This is a genomic window from Herbaspirillum sp. GW822-FHT03A08, assembly GCF_058801885.1.
Map to the genome: position 1 here is coordinate 396,630 of NZ_JBXANR010000001.1, position 18,275 is coordinate 414,904.

Here is an 18,275-nt window from a genome sequence, read left to right on the forward strand (position 1 = left end):
TAGGCTCACCATGACAACCTTAGTGCCAACCATGAACAAGGACGAGATCTACGTCTGGATCGTCGACATGCTGCATGAGATGTTCGAACTCGACAAAGCCAATATCTCGCCGCAATCCAACCTCTACACCGATCTGGACATCGACAGCATCGACGCCGTCGATATCGTGGTCAAACTGAACCAGATGACCGGCAAGCGTATCCAGCCCGACGTGTTCCGCACCGTACGCACCGTGCAGGATGTGGTCAACGTGATTGCGACGCTGCTGCAGGCGGATGAAAAAGCCTGATTTCGCCAATATCCTGACCACGCTGATCATCCTGGTCTATCCACTGCTGATCTGGTACGCGCACGGGAAGATGGAACCGCGGATGCTGGCGCTGGCGCTGGTCGCCGTTGCGGTATTGCGCCTGCTGACCTTCAAACTCGGCCAGCGCTACCGCTGGATGAGCCTGGCGGCATTGGCGCTGGCTGCGCCGGCGCTGCTGTGGAATGCCTTGTTGCCTCTCAAGCTGTATCCGGTCATCGTCAGCTTCGGCATGCTGGCTTTGTTCGGCGCCAGCCTGGTGCGCCCGCCGTCCATCATCGAACGGCTGGCACGCCTGCAAGATCCGGATTTGCCGGCGTTCGCTGTTGCCTACACCCGCCGCGTCACGCAGGTATGGTGCGCCTTCTTTGCGCTCAATGGCGGCATTGCTTTTGCCACGGCGGTGTGGGCTTCCGAAGCGATCTGGTCGCTGTATACCGGCGTGATTTCTTATGTGCTGATGGGCGTGCTGTTCGTCGGCGAATACATCGTGCGCTTTTACGTCAGGCGTCATCACCATGCCTGAATTCATCGACATGCTGGCGCTGCCTCATGTGACGCGCGCCGGCGACCATCTCGTCGGCTGGCGTAGTACCGAAGCCGTCAGCAACACTCAATTCCGCAATGAAGCCGGGCAATGGCGCCATCTGCTGGCAAGCCGAGACGGCCGCAACTTTGCGCTCTACATGCAGGACACGATCGCCTTCGCCGCAGCACTGTTCGGCGCCTGGCAAGCCGGCAAAACGGTTTATCTGCCGAGCGACACTTTGCCGGATACGTGCAAGGCACTGGCTGCGGATGTTGATGGCTTCATCGGCGATTTTGGGGAAGAATGGAAACCGTTGGCTCTCCCCTCGCCGGATTCAGAAAGCATTGCCCCCGCCGTTGCATCCGGCAACAAACTGGACGGCGACTTCATCGGCCTGGTGGTCTACACCTCCGGCAGCACCGGCGCCGCACAAGCAATCCCGAAAAAACTCTCGCAGATGTCGAACGAAGTCGCCACGCTCGATGCACTGTTCGGCGAGCGCGTCGGCACATCCGAAATCGTCTCGACGGTCTCGCACCAGCACATCTACGGCTTGCTGTTCAAAGTGCTGTGGCCGCTGTGCGCAGGCCGCGCAATCCATGCCCGCAGCGCTTTCTTCCCCGAAGACCTGGCAGCGATCGCACCGCTACGTCCCTGGCTGCTGCTATCCAGCCCGGCGCATCTGAAACGCTTGCCGGAAAGCCCGGTGCAACCCGACATCACGCATCTGCAAGCCATCTTTTCGTCCGGCGGCCCCCTGCTGCCCGACGTTGCAGCAGTCACGCATCAGCAATTCGGCCATAGTCCGATCGAAATCTACGGCAGCTCGGAAACCGGCGGCATCGCCTGGCGCCAGCCCTTGCCCGCATCTGTATCCGCTTCTGTCTCCGGTACTGCGCGCGACGACCGCTGGCAGCCGATGCCGCATGTCGACGTACGTTTGAACAGCCAACACGATTGCCTGGAAGTGCGCTCGCCGCATCTGCCCGACAGCGACTGGCTGCGCATGGCTGATCGGGTGGAGTTCTCCGAAGGGCGGAAATTTACGCTGCGCGGCCGCGCCGACCGTATCGTCAAGCTGGAAGAAAAACGCATCTCGCTCGATCAGATCGAGCGCCTGCTGCTGGCATCGCCGCTCGCGGCGGAAGCACGGGTCATGCTGCATCAGGCAAACGGCCAACGCGATCGCATTGCCGCTTTCGTGGTCCTTACCGCGGCGGGACGCGGCGTACTGGAACAACAAGGCAAGCTAGCGCTCAACACGCAATTGCGCGCTGTATTGGCAGATGCAATTGAGAGCGTCGCGCTGCCGCGCATGTGGCGCTATCTCGACGCCATGCCGGCCAACACACAAGGCAAGACCACGCTGGCGGCATTGACCATGCTTTTGGAAGAGCCGCAAACGCCGGGATCGGCACGACCGCTGCTGCCGGAACATACGCTGGTGCAGCGCACCGCAACCCAGGTCACCCTGCAACTGCGCGTACCGGAGAACCTGCTGTATTTCGAAGGCCATTTTCCTGAAGCGCCTATCTTGCCCGGCGTTGCACAAGTGAACTGGGCGTTGGAACTGGGGCACCAATATCTGTCCCTGCCGCTGGATTGCATCGGCATGCAGGCGCTGAAGTTTCAGCGGGTGATTGTTCCCGGCGCCACCGTCAGCCTGGAACTGGAGCACGACATTCAAAAAAGCGCGCTGGCATTCCGCCTGCACTCCGCCGACGGCCAGCATGCCAGCGGACGCATTCTCTTGGGAGCGGCATCATGAATCCGACGACGGCAACAAGTACGCCGAAAATCGGCATCGTCATCCCCGTCTACAACCACGAGCGCGCCATCCCTGGCGTGCTGGAAGCGGTGTTGCAACATGGCCTGCATTGCGTGCTGGTCGACGACGGCAGCAACACCACATGCGCCACCGTGCTCGACCAGCTCGCGGCAGACGCGCCCCGGCAAGTCACGCTACTGCGCCACAGCGTCAATCGCGGCAAAGGCGATGCGGTCATGACCGGCTTGCGGTATCTGGCCGAACAAGGCTATAGCCATGGTTTGCAGATCGACTCTGACGGTCAGCACGATACGGCGGACATCCCGCGCTTCGTTGCGTCCTGCGTTGCGCACCCGCGCGCAGTGATCAGCGGCTGCCCGATCTACGACGAGAGCGTGCCGAAAGGCCGCCTGTATGCGCGCTACCTGACGCATGTCTGGGTCTGGATCAATACCTTGTCTTTCGACATCCGCGATTCGATGTGCGGCTTTCGCATTTATCCGCTGGCGGCCGTCACAGCCTTGACCGCGACACAGAAAATCGGCAGCCGCATGGACTTCGATACGGAGATTCTGGTGCGCCTGCACTGGCGCGGCGTACCGATAGTGAATCTGCCAACGCGCGTACGCTATCCGTCGGACGGCGTATCGCATTTCAAAATCTGGCTCGACAACGTCCTGATTTCTCGCATGCACACCGTGCTGTTCTTCGGCATGTTGCTCCGATCACCGTTGCTGCTGAGGCGTAAGCTTTTCGCCACCGCACGAGGGACGGCGTCGCAATGAGCGCAAGTAAAGAAACGCAGGCCATGCCCCCCTCGCCCCCGCATCGGTCCGGCAAGCATTGGGCGCAAATCAACGAAGTCAGTTTCGTGGCCGGCATGCGTCTGCTGTTTGCCGTCTATCGCCTGTTCGGCCGCTGGCCGTTCCGGCTGATGCTGTATCCGGTGCTGGTGTGGTACATGGCGCGCAATCCGGTGGCGCGCAAAGCGTCCCTCGATTACCTTGCCCATCTGCACGCATCGCATCCGACGCTGGCAACGCCGGTCGGCCTGCGCGGCGCATTCCGCCATTTCGCGGCATTCGGCGAGAGCCTGCTCGACAAGATGCTGCTGTGGGGCGGTCTGTTCCCGATGGACAAGGTGCGGGTGCATGGCGGCGCGCTGATCACCGAAGCCGCGGCACAAGGCCGTGGCGGACTCATGATCTGCACGCATCTGGGCAATCTGGAATTATGCCGCCTGCTCGGCCGCCGGCATCCCAACGTCAGGCTGACGGTGCTGGTGCATACCAAGCATGCGCAAGCCTTCAACAACATGCTGGCCCAGCTCGATCCAAGCAGCCAGATGAACCTGATGCAGGTCACCGAGATGACGCCGGCCACCGCCGTGATCCTGGCCGACAAGGTTGCACAGGGCGAATTTGTCGTCATCGCCGGCGACCGGGTTCCGGTGTCGCCCAATCCGCGCGTGGCGCTGGCGCCCTTCATGGGAGAGGCGGCGCCCTTCCCCATCGGCCCTTACGTATTGGCAAGCCTGTTGCATTGCCCGGTTTTTCTGATGTTCTCGCGTCGCACGCGCGACGGCGCAGAACTTTGTTTTGAAGGCTTTCGTGATCAGATCCAGTTGCCGCGCAAGCAGCGCGACCAACTGCTCGGTGAACTCGCGGCCGACTATGCCGCACGCCTGGAACACCATTGCCTGCAAGCGCCGCTGCAATGGTTCAACTTTTACGATTTCTGGGCTCTGCCCACATTGGATAACCACGATGCCAAACACTAAATCCCCGGTTGCTGCAGCCGACTTTGTCACTTTCGGCGCAACCCCGCTGACCATCGAACAGGTCAACGCCATCGCCGAAGGCTCCGCACATGCCGCGTTGTCCGATGCACCTGATTTCCTGGCGCGCATCCAGCGTGGCGCCGATTTCCTCGATCGCCTGCTGCGCGAAGACGGCACCGTCTATGGCGTCACCACCGGCTACGGCGACTCGTGCACCGTGACCGTGCCGCCGGAGCTGATCGCCGAACTGCCGCACCATCTCTATACGTATCACGGCTGCGGCCTGGGCAGCGTGTTCACCCCGGAACAGACGCGCGCCATTTTGGCGGCGCGCCTGACCTCGCTCAGCAAGGGCTATTCGGGCGTCAGCGTCGGCTTGCTCAAGCAGATCGAAGGCTTGCTGCAAAACGACCTGCTGCCGCTGATTCCATCTGAAGGTTCGGTCGGCGCGAGCGGCGACCTGACGCCGCTGTCGTATCTCGCCGCCGTGCTGTGCGGCGAACGCCAGGTCTGGAAGAACGGTGAACAAGTCGATGCGGCATCCGCCCTGCAAGCCGCCGGCATGACGCCGCTGCGCCTGCGTCCGAAAGAAGGGCTGGCGATCATGAACGGCACCGCCGTCATGACTGCACTGGCCTGCCTGGCCTACCAACGCGCCGAATATCTGTGCCAGGTGGCCACGCGCATCACCGCCATGGCCAGCTTCTCGCTGGACGGCAACGCCCACCATTTCGACGCCACGCTGTTTTCGGTCAAGCCGCATCCGGGCCAGCAGCAAGTCGCCGGCTGGCTGCAGACCGACCTCGCCTGCGATCAGCCGCTGCGCAATGAAAAGCGCCTGCAAGACCGCTACTCGATCCGCTGCGCACCGCACGTCATCGGCGTATTGACCGATGCGCTGCCATGGCTGCGCAGCAATATCGAGAACGAACTCAACAGCGCCAACGACAATCCCATTATCGATCCGGATAACGAGCGCGTGCTGCACGGCGGCCATTTCTACGGCGGCCATATCGCCTTCGCCATGGACAGCATGAAGAATGCCGTGGCCAACATCGCCGACCTGCTCGACCGCCAGATGGCGCTGCTGGTCGACAGCCGCTACAACAACGGCCTGCCGTCCAATCTGTCGGGCGCCAAGGGTCCGCGCGCGGCCATCAACCACGGCCTCAAGGCGTTGCAGATCAGCTCCTCCGCCTGGACCGCCGAAGCGCTGAAACTGACCATGCCGGCTTCGGTTTTCTCGCGCTCGACCGAATGCCACAACCAGGACAAGGTCAGCATGGGCACCATCGCTGCGCGCGACTGCCTGCGCGTGCTGGAACTGACTGAACAAGTGGTCGCCGCGCTGCTGATCACCGTACGCCAGGGCGTCTGGCTGCGCAGCGAATTGCAACCGGAAACACCGCTGGCCGACTTGCCCGGCGGCCGTCTCGCAGCCATGCAGACAGCCCTCGCCGCCGACATCGCACCAGTCGCCGAAGACCGCATGCTGGAACCGGATCTGCGCCTGCTGCTGCAACGCATCCGCGAGCGCGCCTGGAGCCTGTATGACTAAGCTGCCCGCCGACGGCAAGATCACGCTCGCCAATTCACCGTGGCAGGCCGAGGTCGAGCTGCAGATCCAGTTCTACGACCTCGATCCGATGGAAGTGGTCTGGCACGGCCGCTATATCGAATACTTCGAAGCCGCCCGCTGCGCGCTGCTCGACCAGATCGACTACAACTATGCGGCAATGAAGGAATCCGGCTACATGTGGCCCATCATCGACCTCCAGGTGCGTTACTCCAACCCCGCCACTTTTCGCCAGCGCATCAAGGTACGCGCCGCCATCACCGAATGGGAAAACCGTCTGAAGATGGAATATCTGGTGACCGATGCCGCCAGCGGCCAGCGCCTCACGCGCGGCGTCAGCACGCAGGTGGCGGTGCAGATGGACAAGCGCGAAATGTGCTTCGTCAGCCCACGCGTTCTGTGGCAAAAGCTGGACTTACCTTATCCGGAACCGACATGATTTTTTCTCTCCGCAAAGTACTGGGAACGCTGACCGTGACGGCGGCATTCTGCGCCGCCACAGCAAACTCCAATGCTGCCGCACCCGTCGCCCAGATCCAGGCCACCTTGGCCAAGCCTGCCGTCATGTGCGGCCGCTTCGACCAGACCAAGCAACTGACCGGCATCAAGAAACCGCTGCTGTCGAACGGACGTTTCTGTGTCGCCTCCGGCAAGGGCATCCTGTGGCAAACCCTGCAGCCCTTCCCGAGCACCTTGCGAATCACGCGCAACGCCATCGTGCAGATGCAGAACGGCCGCGTCGCCATGCGCCTCGACGCCCAGCAGGAACCCGTCGTCAAGATGATCAACAACGTGCTGTTCTCGCTGCTGGCGGGTGACCTGAGCCAGCTCGACAAGCTGTTTGAACTGGACGGCGCCATTAGGAACGGCAACTGGCATGTCGCCCTCAAGGCGCGCGAGCCGGGCCTGGCCAAAGCCATCGGCGACATTCAGCTGGATGGCGGCGCCTACGTCAACAAGGTCACCATGCAGGAAGCCTCGGGCGACCATACCGATATCGTCTTCTCCAACATCCAGACCGGCGACAAGGCCATGACGCCGGAAGAAGGAGCCATGTTTGACTGAACGCGCCGACAGCGACGCCGGTTCATCGACAACGACTGCGCCTGGCAAACCCAAGGCGCTGCGCGGCCTGGCGCTGGCATGGCTGCTGGTCGTCGCGCTGCTGCTGGGTCATAACGCGTATCTGTGGCTGGTCCAGCGCGTCAGTCCGGACACCGACATCCTGGCCCTGCTGCCGTCATCACGCCATGACGACGTAATGCAGCAAGCCTTTGCCCACATGGTCGACAGCGCCCAGCAAAAAGTCGTGGTCCTTGTCGGCGAACGCGACTGGGACAAGGCCATGCAATCCGCATCGGCATACGAAACGGTCATCGGCAAACAGCCGTCGCTGCTGCAACCCATGGCGGGCGACGCTGCGCAATTGCAAGGCGCGTGGCTGTCGACCTTCGACCACAGCCGCCTGATGCTGCTCACGCAGGAACAACGCGACAAACTGCATCAGGACTCGCCGCAGCAATGGAGCCAGTTGGCGCTGAGCGCGATGTACGGCATGTTCGGCAGCGGCGGTCCCAAACTGGGTGCATGGCAGGACGATCCCTTCGGCCTGTTCAGCGGCTGGATGCAGGCGCGCGCGCAAGAAACCCCGGTGCGCCCGCGCGACGGCCGCCTGTTCGTGGAAAGCGGAGGACGCTCGTATGTCCTGCTGCTGATGAACCTGCAACCCTCGGCATTCTCGATCTCCGCTCAGGAACAAGTCATTCCCCTGCTCGATCAGGCCACCCGGGCGGCGAAACAATCCGTGCCGGATGCCGAAGTCATCACCGCCGGCGTCATCCTCCACGCCGCTGCCGGCAGCCGGCAGGCCAGCAGTGAAATGACCACCATCGGCGCCGGCTCGCTGATCGGCATCGTGTTGCTGATGTGGTTGACGTTCCGTTCGCTCAAGCCGATTGCGCTGATTGCGTTGTCGATCGCCATCGGCTGCCTCGGCGCCTTGTCGGTGAGCTGGCTGCTGTTCGGCCGTTTGCATTTGCTGACGCTGGTGTTCGGCGCCAGCCTGGTCGGCATCGCGCAGGACTATGCGATTTATTTTCTATGCGCGCGCCTTGGCACGGACCAGCACATGGATTCGCGCCAACTGCTGCGCCGCTTGCTGCCCGGCCTCGGCCTGATGCTGCTGGCGGCAGTGATCGGCTATCTCGGCATGGCGCTGACGCCTTTCCCGGGACTGCGCCAGATGGCGGTGTTCTCGGTACTGGGATTACTGTTTGCCTGGCTGACCGTGATCCTGTGGTTCCCGGCGCTGATCCATGCCGACAGCTTGCGCAGCACCGCGCTGGCGGACCGTTACAGCCACAGCATCAGCAAATGGCCGCAGTTCCGCTTCAACCGTATCGGCTTCGTCTTGCTGGCGGTGTTCATCGTGTTTGCCGTTGCCGGACTGATGCGCCTGAAGGTCAGCGACGATATCCGCGCCTTGCAAAAGACGCCGCAACACCTGCTCGACGATCAGATCAAGCTCGGCAAACTGCTCGACACGCCGACGCCCGCCCAGTTCTATCTGGTGCGCGGCGACTCTGCGGAGATCGTCCTGCAACGCGAAGAACAACTGAAACGGCAATTGCAGGCCGCCGTCGATAAAAAACTGATCAGCGGCGTGCAGGCCGTTTCCAACTGGGTGCCGTCGCAACAGCAACAGCACGCCGATCACGATCTGGTAGCCGACAAATTGCTGGCGCCGCAAGGTGCGCTTGCCGCCATCGCGACCGCCATCGATGAGAGCGCGCAATGGCAACAAGACCTGCGGCAGCGCTTGCTCGCACAGAACAAACCCTTGCTGCCGGATACCTTCATCGCCTCGCCCGCCGGCCAACCCTGGCGCCATCTGTGGCTGGGCAAGACTGGCGGCCAATACGCCAGCATCGTCGCGGTGCGCGGCCTGAGCGATTATCGCCAATTGCAGGTGCTGGCAGACGTAGCGCCAAAAATCGATGGCGTGCAGTGGGTCGACAAGGTGGCAGATATTTCGTCCGTGCTGAGCTATTACCGGCAGTACATGACATGGGCCTTGCTGGCGGCCTACGCCACCATTTTCATATTGCTGTCCTTGCGCTATCGCCGTGCCGCGTGGCGTGCGATTGCGCCTCCTTTGCTGGCGACGCTGGCGACTTTGGCATTGTTCGGCGTCATCGGCCAGCCGCTGCAACTATTCCATGTTCTGGCGTGTCTGTTATTGCTGGGACTGGGCGTCGATTACGGCATTTTCCTGCAGGAACCCACGGAGCGTCATCGGCGCTTCGCCTGGCTGACGGTTGGCTTGTCGGCGATCAGCGCCCTGCTCTCCTTCGGATTGCTTGCTCTCAGCAGCAGCCCTCCGTTGCATGCATTCGGGCTGACCATGCTGATCGGCATGGCCCTGGTCTGGCTTACTTCACCCTGTTTCGCCGGCTTGCAGCCGCCAACTTATGACACCAAATAGCAATATCGAGCAACACGACATCCTGATCATCGGCGCAGGCCCTGCCGGTGCAGTTGCCGCTGCTTTGCTGCGCCGTCGCGGCCATCAGGTGCTGGTCATTGAGCGCGAACAGTTTCCGCGCTTTTCCATCGGCGAGAGCCTGCTGCCGCAAAGCATGGCCTATCTGGAACAGGCCGGCATGCTGCAAGCCGTCGTGGAACACGGGTTCCAATTCAAGAATGGCGCGTCCTTCGTCTGCGGCGACCGCCACACCGCTTTCGATTTCCGCGACAAGCATTCCTCCGGCTGGGGCACAACCTATCAGGTGCAGCGCGCCGACTTCGATCATCTGCTGGCACAGCAGGCTGAATTGCAAGGCGCCGAGATACGCTATCGCCAGACCGTGACTGCGGTCGACCTGGAAGGCGAACGTCCGCGCACGCAAGTACGCGACGCCGACGGCCGGGAATACACCATCGAATCGCGCTTCATCCTCGACGCCAGCGGCTTCGGCCGCGTGCTGCCGCGCCTGCTCGATCTTGAGCGGCCCTCCGGCTTCCCCTTGCGCGGCGCTTACTTCACGCATATCGCCGACGGCATCCGCGATCCGCAATTCGATCGCAACAAGATTCGCATCACCATTCATCCGGAACACCATGACGTCTGGTACTGGCTGATCCCGTTTGCGCACGGCCGCTGCTCCATCGGCGTGGTGGCGGAATCGTCCTTCCTCAACGACGTCGCCGGCGACGAGACGGCAAAGTTGCGCACGCTGGCCATGCAAGACAATGCCCTGCGCGCACTGCTGCAACACGCCGAGTGGGATACCCCGGCGCGCAACATCTCCGGCTATGCCGCCAACGTAACGTCGCTGTGGGGCAAGAACTACGCTCTGCTCGGCAACGCCGGAGAATTCCTCGATCCGATTTTTTCATCGGGCGTGACGATTGCGCTGAAATCCGCCAGCCTGGCGACCGATACCCTGACACGCATGCTCGCCGGAGAAACAGTGGATTGGGAAAACGACTATGCAAAACCACTGAAGAACGGCGTCGACACCTTCCGCACCTTCGTTGAGTCCTGGTATGCGGGCGGTTTCCAGAAGGTCATCTTCCACGAGAACCAGGAGCCGGCGATCCGCCGCATGATTTCCTCCATCCTGGCAGGCTACGCCTGGGACCAGAGCAACCCCTTCGTCGCCGAAAGCAAGCGCCGCCTGACCGCACTGGAAAGCATATGCGCCTGAGCCCGGCAATTTTTCCCGTCATGGCGGCATTCCTGTTGCCGGCGTGCTCGACGACACCGGCCACCCCGCCTGAGCCGCCAGTTGCATCGGCACGCCTGCATCTGCAACTGTCACCGGCATCGCTGGGCACCTCCCTCAGCCTGCAGCAGCATCTGACCGTGGAACGCGCCGGCCGTACCGACGACATCGACACCGTGCTCGAAATCGAACCCGACCATCTCGACCTGGTCGGCCTGGCTTTCGGCCAGCGTGTCATGTCCTTGCATTACGATGGCAAAGAGCTGAAGACCTGGCGTCATTTCATGCTGCCCAAGGAGGTACAGGGCGAAGACGTGTTGCAAGATGTGCAACTGACGCTGTGGCCCGTTGCCGCCATCCGCGCAGCGCTGCCGGACGGTTGGGAGCTGGAGGAGAAGGACATGCAGCGGACCTTGCTGCTGAATCGCGAAGTGGTCACGCAAATCGATTATCCTGACCGCAAAGCATGGGGCGGCAAGGTGATCCTGACCAATTTGCGCTATCACTACAAGCTGACCATACAATCGGTTGTCACTGGACCATGACGATTTATCTGAATGCACTGGGAATGATTTGCTCGCTCGGCGATACGCACGCCGGCATCCGGCAGCGCCTGTTCGCGGGCGATAGCGGCTTGCATGCGAGCGAACGCTATATGTCCAACGATGCCCCCCGCTACGTGGGCAGCATCGCCCTGACCGATGCAGAGTTGCCGGGCGTCGACCATCTGCCGCTGCGCGAGCGCAGCCGCAACAACCGCCTCGCATTAGCCGCACTGGCGCGGATACGTCCTCAGGTCGACGCGCTGATCGCGCGCTTCGGTCCCGACCGCATCGGCATCGTGCTGGGCACCAGCACCTCCGGCATTGCAGAAGGCGAGATTGCCTTCAAACACTACGTCAAGCACGGCGCCTTCCCTTCCCATTTCCACTACGGCCAGCAAGAGCTCGGCTCGCCGGCGGCGGCACTGGCAGCGACACTGGGCGTAAGCGGCCCGGCCTATGTCCACTCCAGCGCCTGCTCGTCGAGCGCCAAAGCCATGGCCAGTGCCGCGCGTCTCATCAACATGGGCCTGTGCGACGCCGTGATCAGCGGCGGCGTGGATACGCTGTGCGAATTCACCATCGCCGGTTTTGCTGCGCTGGATTCGGTCAGCGCCGGGCGCTGCAATCCGCTCAGCGTCAACCGTCACGGCATCAACATCGGCGAAGGCGCCGCACTTTTCCTCATGACGTCTGAGCCGGCGACAGTCGCCCTCTGCGGCTGGGGCGAGTCGTCCGACGCGCATCATATTTCCGCTCCTGACCCGGAAGGCGCAGGTGCTGCGCTGGCCATCAGACAAGCGATGCAACGCGCCGACATCACGCCGGAACACATCGATTACATCAATCTGCACGGCACCGCGACCTTGCAGAACGACGCCATGGAATCGAAAGCGATCCATCAGTTGTTCGGCGCAGCAACGCCGGTCAGTTCGACCAAGTCCTTCACCGGACATACCTTGGGCGCCGCCAGCGCCATCGAAGCCGGCCTGTGCTGGCTGACCATGCAAGACGACAATCCGGCCGGCCTGCTGCCGCCGCATCTGTGGGACGGCCAGGCCGATCCTGCTTTGCCGGCGCTGAACGTGGTCCATGTCGGCAAGGCGCTCGGTCACCCGCCGCGCTACGTGCTGAGCAATTCCTTCGCGTTCGGCGGCAGCAACGCGGCCTTGATTTTTGGAAGAAGCTGACATGAACGCCGAGATGCATTTGCCCGCCATCGCCACCCTCGTCCCTCACACGGCTCCGATGCTGCTGCTGGATCGCGTGATCAGCGTCGACGCCGACAAGCTATGCGCGGAAGTCACCATCACCGGCGACAGCATGTTCTACGGCGAACGCGGCGTCGGCGCCTGGGTCGGCATCGAATACATGGCGCAGACGATTGCCGCCTACGCCGGTTATCATGCGCAACAGCGCGGCGAACCGGTCAAGATCGGTTTCCTGCTGGGCGCGCGCCGCTACGAATGTAGCCGCTCCTGGTTTGTCGCCGGCGATTGCCTGCAGGTGGAAGCGCAACAATTATTACAAGCGGAGAACGGCCTGGGATCGTTCTCCTGCATCATCAGGGAAAGCAGTACACAACAACAACTGGCGCAGGCGACGGTATCGGTATTTCAGCCGCATGACGCCAAAGCGTTTCTGGAAAGCGAAGCATGACAAGCGTAACAACGACAACGGGGAAAACCATTCTGGTCACCGGCTCCAGCCGGGGCATCGGCAAGGCCATTGCACTGCGCCTGGCGCGCGACGGCTATGACATTGTCCTGCACTGCCACAGCCGGCGCGACGCCGCGGAAGCAGTGGCCAAAGACATCGAAGCGCTGGGACGTGCCGCGCGCATCCTGCAATTCGATATTGCCGAACGGGTGCAGACGGCAGAAATCCTGCTGCGCGACGTTGAACAATACGGCGCCTATTACGGCGTGGTCTGCAATGCCGGCATCGCACGCGACAATGCCTTCCCTTCCATCTCCGGCGAGGATTGGGACAGCGTCCTCAAGACCAACCTGGACGGCTTTTACAACGTCCTGCATCCTCTGACCATGCCCATGGTCCAGCGCCGCCAGCCGGGCCGCATCGTCACCTTGGCGTCGGTATCGGGCCTGGTCGGCAACCGCGGCCAGGTCAACTACAGCGCCGCCAAGGCCGGCATCATCGGCGCCACCAAGGCGCTGGCGCTGGAGCTGGCCAAGCGCAACATCACGGTCAACTGCGTCGCGCCCGGCCTGATCGACACCGACATGACGCAAGACCTGCCGATGGAAGAAGTACTCAAGCTGATTCCTGCCCGCCGCGCCGGCAAGCCGGAAGAAGTCGCCGCCGCCGTCAGCTTCCTGATGCATGAAGACGCGGCCTACATCACGCGTCAGGTGATCTCGGTCAACGGAGGTCTGGCATGAGCACGACCAGTCATATCAATCACGTCGGTCACACCACCCGCACAATTACTGAACGCCGCGTCGTCGTCACCGGCATGGCCGGCATCAGCCCGATTGGCAACGACTGGCAGCATGCGCTGGAAAGTCTGCGCAGCTATCGCAACGCCGTCGTGCGCATGCCGGGCTGGGATGAATACAGCGGCTTGCATACCCGCCTGGGCGCACCGGCAGCAGCGTTCGAATTATCCGATCGCTACAACCGTAAAACCACCCGCAGCATGGGCCGCGTTGCGCTGATGGCGACCCGCGCCAGCGAATGGGCGCTGGCCGACGCCGGCCTGCTCGACGATCCCTTGCTCAAGAGCGGCGCAGTCGGCATCGCTTACGGCTCTTCCGCCGGCACGCCGAGCGCCATCGCCGACTTCAGCATGATGTTTGCGGAAAAAAGCACCAAGAACATCAACGCCAACACCTACCTGAAAATGATGGCGCACACTGCGCCGGTCAACATGGGCGTGTTCTTCGGCGTCACCGGCCGCATCGTCACGACTTCCAGCGCCTGCACTTCCGGCAGCCAGGGCATCGGCTACGCCTACGAAGCCATCCGTAGCGGCCGCCAGATCGCCATGATCGCCGGCGGTTCGGAAGAATTGTGCGCCACCGAAGCAGCAGTCTTCGATACGCTCTACGCCACCAGCGTGCGCAACGACACGCCTGCCATCACTCCCAGCCCCTTCGATGAGCAGCGCGACGGCCTGGTGCTGGGCGAAGGCGCGGGCACGCTGATCCTGGAAGACCTGGAGCATGCCCAGGCGCGTGGCGCACGCATCTACGCTGAGATTGTCGGCTTCGGCACCAACAGCGACGGCAGCCATGTCACCAATCCCAATGCCGACACCATGAAGATCGCCATCGACATGGCGCTGGCCGACGCCGCTCTCGATCCTGCAGCGATCGGTTACATCAATGCGCACGGCACCGGCACCCGCCAGGGCGACGTCGCCGAATCCAACGCTACCGCCCGCGTGTTCGGCAACAAGACGCCGATCAGTTCGCTCAAGAGCTACATGGGCCACACGCTCGGCGCCTGCGGTGCGCTGGAAGCCTGGCTTAGCATTGAGATGATGCGCAATGGCTGGTTCGCGCCGACCATCAATCTGAGCAAGGTCGACGCCGAATGCGGCGACCTCGATTACCTGACCGGCGAAGGCCGCAAGCTCGATTGCGAATATGTCATGTCGAACAACTTCGCGTTCGGCGGCATCAATACATCGTTGATCTTCAAGCGCTGGGTATAAACACGCAGCACCGAATTGAATCCACTTCACCAAAACCAAGGAGCATACACAATGAAGAAAATCATCTCCCTCTCGTTTGCATTCTGCATGCTGGCTGTTGCGGCATTTTCTGCTCAAGCCCGCGACACGCAATACAAGCTCCCGATCGAAGAAGGCTTGAATACCAAAGATGCAGAAGCAAAGCTTAGTGGAGCAGTGAAATTTTATTTTGCCGACCAAAAACACCCTGCCGTGCTGGAAAAACTGGCAACGGATTTTTCCAATCGCAAAACCAATTCTTTCGGCAAACCAGACGAGGTTGCCTGCAACTGGGCCTTCCTTTCAGCGCTGCTGGCGTTCGAAACCCGCGCAAAACAACTGGGTGCCAATGCGGTGGTCAACATCGTGAGCTATTACAAGAAAGACGAAATGGCCAGTGCCGACAAGTTTGAATGCCACGCAGGCGCTTTCGTTGCCGGCGTAGCGCTCAAGGGCGATTTTGTCAAAATTGCAGACAAATAAAATATCTGCTGTTTCGCCGACATCCGCAACCACGCTATGGCTGCTGAACGGCGATCTGGTGAGCGAAGCCGGACTGGCTTCGCTTGGTGCTTCCCTGGGGCATAGCGCGCTTGAACGTCATGCCCGCTTCCTCCGCCCGCAACGGGCGCGAGAATTTCTGCTGGGACGGATACTGCTGCGGCATGCCGCACAAAAAACACTTGGCGTAGCCGCCGCGGATATCGTCATCACCGAACGCGAAGGCAATGCGCCGTTGCTGAAGCTTCCCGCACCGTACTCCTCCCCTGCTTTCCACTTCAGCTTGTCGCACAGCCACGGCTGGATCGCCTGCGTTAGCAGCACTGTCTGCCACGTGGGATTGGATATCGAAGACAACACCCGCCCGCGCGATATTGCCGCAATGAGTGGCGCGGTCTTCGATGAGACAGAACAGCACTGGCTGGCGGGATTGCCCGATACGCGTCGTACCGAAGCGTTTTACCATCTGTGGAGCTGCAAAGAAGCATTCTACAAATTACGCTGCAACAGCGCCGGCAGTTCAGACGAAACGGTTTGCGGGCAAGCTTGGAATTGCCGCGTTATCGATCACCCGCATCTGTCGATTTGCCTGTGTTGCGCATCGCCTCTCGATGCAGTCGATGTCGTCGAGCTCGATGATATCCACGATATGCCAGGCCGCTAGAAGATCGTTCCCATCTGCGCGGATTCAAGATCCGCCGACAAAATCCAGCTACTCGGAAGTATGTGAAAAACCTTTGCAGACGGGTGTTTCAGGACGAAAGAACTCGGCTACAATCGTTTCCGCAGAAAAATATATGCTTGGATTTGCCACATAAATTACGTCGCCGACGGCGACATTTTCATCAGGCGAATCCGTGGGGAAAATAACGATTTCTCAAACGATCGTTAAAAATTGGCAAGCCGGTAATCTATCGATATTGCTCCAGCCATCATCAGGCTGAAGTAAGAAATTGCAGACCGCGCCTTGCCAGATCATGCTTTATCAACAATAAAAATTTGGGGTTTTACAACATGTCCAGAAAGACAACATCCGTCCTTGCGACCATGGTTGCCGTGGCCGCACTCGTCGGCTGCGTCACCGAAGAGCAATCCCGCGTGGTGCCCGTTACTCAGACGGTCGCTGCAACAATCGCCTATCAAGGTCCGCGCAGCGCAATCGCCGTCGGCAAATTCGACAATCGCTCCAGCTTCATGCGCGGCCTGTTCAGCGATGGCGTCGACCGGCTTGGCGGACAAGCAAAGACGATCCTGATCACGCATCTGCAACAGACCGGACGTTTCGACGTGCTTGATCGCGACAACATGGCGGAAATCAGCCAGGAAGCAAAAATCAATAACCAGGCACAAACGCTCAAAGGCGCCAGCTTCGTCGTCACCGGCGACGTCACAGAATTCGGCCGCAAGGAAGTCGGAGATCGTCAGTTGTTCGGTATTCTCGGTCGCGGAAAATCGCAGGTCGCCTATGCCAAGGTCAATCTGAATATCGTCAATGTATCGACTTCGCAAGTCGTTTATTCGTCGCAAGGCGCAGGCGAATACAGCTTGTCGAATCGTGAAATCATCGGCTTCGGCAGCACTGCCAGCTATGACTCCACACTGAACGGCAAAGTGCTGGATCTGGCGATTCGTGAAGCGATCAACAATCTCGTCGCGGGTATTGATTCCGGTGCATGGCGCCCGGTCGGTACAGCCAATCCGGTCAAATAAGCGAGGAGATCATCATGACAAAAACAATCCATCGGTTCGCCTTGCTTCTGCCGCTGTCCTTGCTCGCCTTGACGGGATGCGTCACCAAACAACAACCTATTTACGGCTGGGGCAATTACCAGCAACAGGTGTATCAATATTTCAAGGCCGATACCAAGAGCAATGAAGAGCAGATTGCAGCGCTGGAAGAAAGCATGCAAAAAAATCGATCCAAGGGCACGCCGCTGCCACCGGGCTATCACGCGCATCTGGGCTTGCTGTATGCAAATGCCGGCAAGGATGACATGGTGGTTCAGGAGTTCCAGACAGAGAAGACACTCTTCCCTGAATCGGCTCCTTACATGGACTTTCTGCTTAATAAATTCAAAAAATAAAAGGCCTTCTCATGCAATTCTCCACATTCAAAGGAATCCCTGCAGCATTGCTGCTGGCGGTGCTGGCAGCCGGCTGCGCGACACAACAAAAACCGTATGACTACGCCGCATTCAAGGAAAGCCGTCCACGTACTATTCTGGTCTTGCCGCCGCTGAATAACTCGCCCGAGGTCGCAGCGACTTACGGCATGATGTCGCAAGTGACGTACCCGCTGGCAGAGTCCGGCTATTACGTCCTGCCGGTGACCCTGGTCGATGAAACGTTCAAGCAAAACGGTTTGACGACAGCTGCCGACATTCACGAAGTAGCCCCGGCAAAACTTCGCGAGATTTTTGGAGCGGACGCCGGCTTGTATGTCACCGTCAAGAACTACGGCACCAGCTATGTCGTCGTCAACAGCGTAACCATGGTGACGGCAGAAGCCAGGCTGATCGATCTGAGAAGCGGAAAAGTGATCTGGAACGGACAAGCGTCAGCGTCGAGCAATGAAAACCAGAGCAACAATAATGGATTGGTCGGCATGCTGGTTTCCGCTCTCGTGAACCAGATCATTGCAACCAGCACCGACGCCAGCTACAACATCGCAGGTATTACAAGCTCTCGCCTGTTAATGGCCGGCCGCAAGAACGGCATGCTGTACGGACCGCGTTCGCCAAAATATCAAAGCGATTAAAAATCGCGTATAGCGCGCGGCATCGACGAACGTCGCAATGCGCAGATACATTTAAAGCCGGATTGCTATCCGGCTTTTTTCATTGGAATT

Annotated in this window: 20 protein-coding genes; all 20 read left to right on the plus strand. The window is 60.6% G+C overall.

The genetic code is table 11. From position 1 onward, the window contains the following. The first annotated feature begins 10 nt into the window (after window positions 1-10). The 20 genes from AC1RN6_RS01890 to AC1RN6_RS01985 all read left to right on the plus strand — a co-directional run bounded on the left by AC1RN6_RS01890 (window position 11) and on the right by AC1RN6_RS01985 (window position 18,185). The gene (locus tag AC1RN6_RS01890; RefSeq protein ID WP_493002639.1) at window positions 11-289 is read left to right on the plus strand and encodes an acyl carrier protein; all 279 of its coding nucleotides are present in this window, start codon (window positions 11-13) and stop codon (window positions 287-289) included. Continuing rightward, on the plus strand, window positions 276-833 hold the full coding sequence (locus AC1RN6_RS01895) for a COG4648 family protein (protein WP_493002641.1): 558 nt from the start codon (window positions 276-278) through the stop codon (window positions 831-833). The genes AC1RN6_RS01890 and AC1RN6_RS01895 overlap by 14 nt, the downstream gene beginning before the upstream one ends. Further along, window positions 826-2,604, plus strand: a complete 1,779-nt coding sequence (locus AC1RN6_RS01900) for an ApeI family dehydratase (protein WP_493002642.1) — start codon at window positions 826-828, stop codon at window positions 2,602-2,604. The genes AC1RN6_RS01895 and AC1RN6_RS01900 overlap by 8 nt, the downstream gene beginning before the upstream one ends. Then, window positions 2,601-3,389 (plus strand): glycosyltransferase family 2 protein, encoded by a 789-nt coding sequence (locus tag AC1RN6_RS01905; RefSeq protein ID WP_493002644.1) that lies wholly within the window; start codon window positions 2,601-2,603, stop codon window positions 3,387-3,389. The genes AC1RN6_RS01900 and AC1RN6_RS01905 overlap by 4 nt, the downstream gene beginning before the upstream one ends. Further along, window positions 3,386-4,384 carry a lysophospholipid acyltransferase family protein gene (locus AC1RN6_RS01910; RefSeq protein WP_493002645.1) on the plus strand — a complete coding sequence of 333 codons (999 nt, stop codon included), beginning with the start codon at window positions 3,386-3,388 and terminating at the stop codon, window positions 4,382-4,384. Before AC1RN6_RS01905 ends, AC1RN6_RS01910 begins: the two co-directional genes overlap by 4 nt. Next, complete coding sequence (locus AC1RN6_RS01915) at window positions 4,371-5,942, plus strand: HAL/PAL/TAL family ammonia-lyase (protein WP_493002647.1); 1,572 nt, start codon at window positions 4,371-4,373, stop codon at window positions 5,940-5,942. The genes AC1RN6_RS01910 and AC1RN6_RS01915 overlap by 14 nt, the downstream gene beginning before the upstream one ends. Next, on the plus strand, window positions 5,935-6,399 hold the full coding sequence (locus AC1RN6_RS01920) for an acyl-CoA thioesterase (protein ID WP_493002649.1): 465 nt from the start codon (window positions 5,935-5,937) through the stop codon (window positions 6,397-6,399). The genes AC1RN6_RS01915 and AC1RN6_RS01920 overlap by 8 nt, the downstream gene beginning before the upstream one ends. After that, window positions 6,396-7,025 (plus strand): outer membrane lipoprotein carrier protein LolA, encoded by a 630-nt coding sequence (locus AC1RN6_RS01925; RefSeq protein WP_493002651.1) that lies wholly within the window; start codon window positions 6,396-6,398, stop codon window positions 7,023-7,025. Before AC1RN6_RS01920 ends, AC1RN6_RS01925 begins: the two co-directional genes overlap by 4 nt. Beyond that, on the plus strand, window positions 7,018-9,444 hold the full coding sequence (locus AC1RN6_RS01930) for an MMPL family transporter (protein WP_493002652.1): 2,427 nt from the start codon (window positions 7,018-7,020) through the stop codon (window positions 9,442-9,444). Before AC1RN6_RS01925 ends, AC1RN6_RS01930 begins: the two co-directional genes overlap by 8 nt. Continuing rightward, the gene (locus tag AC1RN6_RS01935; RefSeq protein WP_493002654.1) at window positions 9,431-10,669 is read left to right on the plus strand and encodes an NAD(P)/FAD-dependent oxidoreductase; all 1,239 of its coding nucleotides are present in this window, start codon (window positions 9,431-9,433) and stop codon (window positions 10,667-10,669) included. The genes AC1RN6_RS01930 and AC1RN6_RS01935 overlap by 14 nt, the downstream gene beginning before the upstream one ends. Then, window positions 10,660-11,232, plus strand: a complete 573-nt coding sequence (locus tag AC1RN6_RS01940) for a DUF3261 domain-containing protein (protein WP_493002655.1) — start codon at window positions 10,660-10,662, stop codon at window positions 11,230-11,232. Before AC1RN6_RS01935 ends, AC1RN6_RS01940 begins: the two co-directional genes overlap by 10 nt. Next, window positions 11,229-12,419: a beta-ketoacyl-ACP synthase gene (locus AC1RN6_RS01945; RefSeq protein WP_493002656.1), complete on the plus strand. Its 1,191-nt coding sequence runs from the start codon at window positions 11,229-11,231 to the stop codon at window positions 12,417-12,419. The genes AC1RN6_RS01940 and AC1RN6_RS01945 overlap by 4 nt, the downstream gene beginning before the upstream one ends. Window position 12,420: 1 nt before the next feature. Continuing rightward, the gene (locus AC1RN6_RS01950; RefSeq protein WP_493002658.1) at window positions 12,421-12,888 is read left to right on the plus strand and encodes a hotdog family protein; all 468 of its coding nucleotides are present in this window, start codon (window positions 12,421-12,423) and stop codon (window positions 12,886-12,888) included. Then, a complete protein-coding gene (gene fabG / locus AC1RN6_RS01955) occupies window positions 12,885-13,631 on the plus strand; it encodes a 3-oxoacyl-ACP reductase FabG (RefSeq protein WP_493002659.1) in 747 nt (248 codons plus the stop codon). The genes AC1RN6_RS01950 and fabG overlap by 4 nt, the downstream gene beginning before the upstream one ends. Continuing rightward, the gene (locus AC1RN6_RS01960) at window positions 13,628-14,908 is read left to right on the plus strand and encodes a beta-ketoacyl-ACP synthase (RefSeq protein ID WP_493002660.1); all 1,281 of its coding nucleotides are present in this window, start codon (window positions 13,628-13,630) and stop codon (window positions 14,906-14,908) included. Before fabG ends, AC1RN6_RS01960 begins: the two co-directional genes overlap by 4 nt. Window positions 14,909-14,959: 51 nt before the next feature. Further along, entirely contained in the window at window positions 14,960-15,409 is a 450-nt protein-coding gene (locus AC1RN6_RS01965; RefSeq protein ID WP_493002661.1) for an excinuclease ATPase subunit, read from the plus strand. A gap of 58 nt (window positions 15,410-15,467) precedes the next feature. Continuing rightward, window positions 15,468-16,091, plus strand: coding sequence for a 4'-phosphopantetheinyl transferase family protein (locus AC1RN6_RS01970; RefSeq protein ID WP_493002662.1), 624 nt, complete (start codon window positions 15,468-15,470; stop codon window positions 16,089-16,091). A gap of 350 nt (window positions 16,092-16,441) precedes the next feature. Further along, entirely contained in the window at window positions 16,442-17,137 is a 696-nt protein-coding gene (locus AC1RN6_RS01975; protein WP_493002663.1) for a CsgG/HfaB family protein, read from the plus strand. 14 nt (window positions 17,138-17,151) lie between these two features. Next, window positions 17,152-17,511 carry a DUF4810 domain-containing protein gene (locus tag AC1RN6_RS01980; protein WP_493002664.1) on the plus strand — a complete coding sequence of 120 codons (360 nt, stop codon included), beginning with the start codon at window positions 17,152-17,154 and terminating at the stop codon, window positions 17,509-17,511. 11 nt (window positions 17,512-17,522) lie between these two features. Then, a complete protein-coding gene (locus AC1RN6_RS01985; RefSeq protein ID WP_493002665.1) occupies window positions 17,523-18,185 on the plus strand; it encodes a DUF799 domain-containing protein in 663 nt (220 codons plus the stop codon). Window positions 18,186-18,275 lie beyond the last annotated feature (90 nt).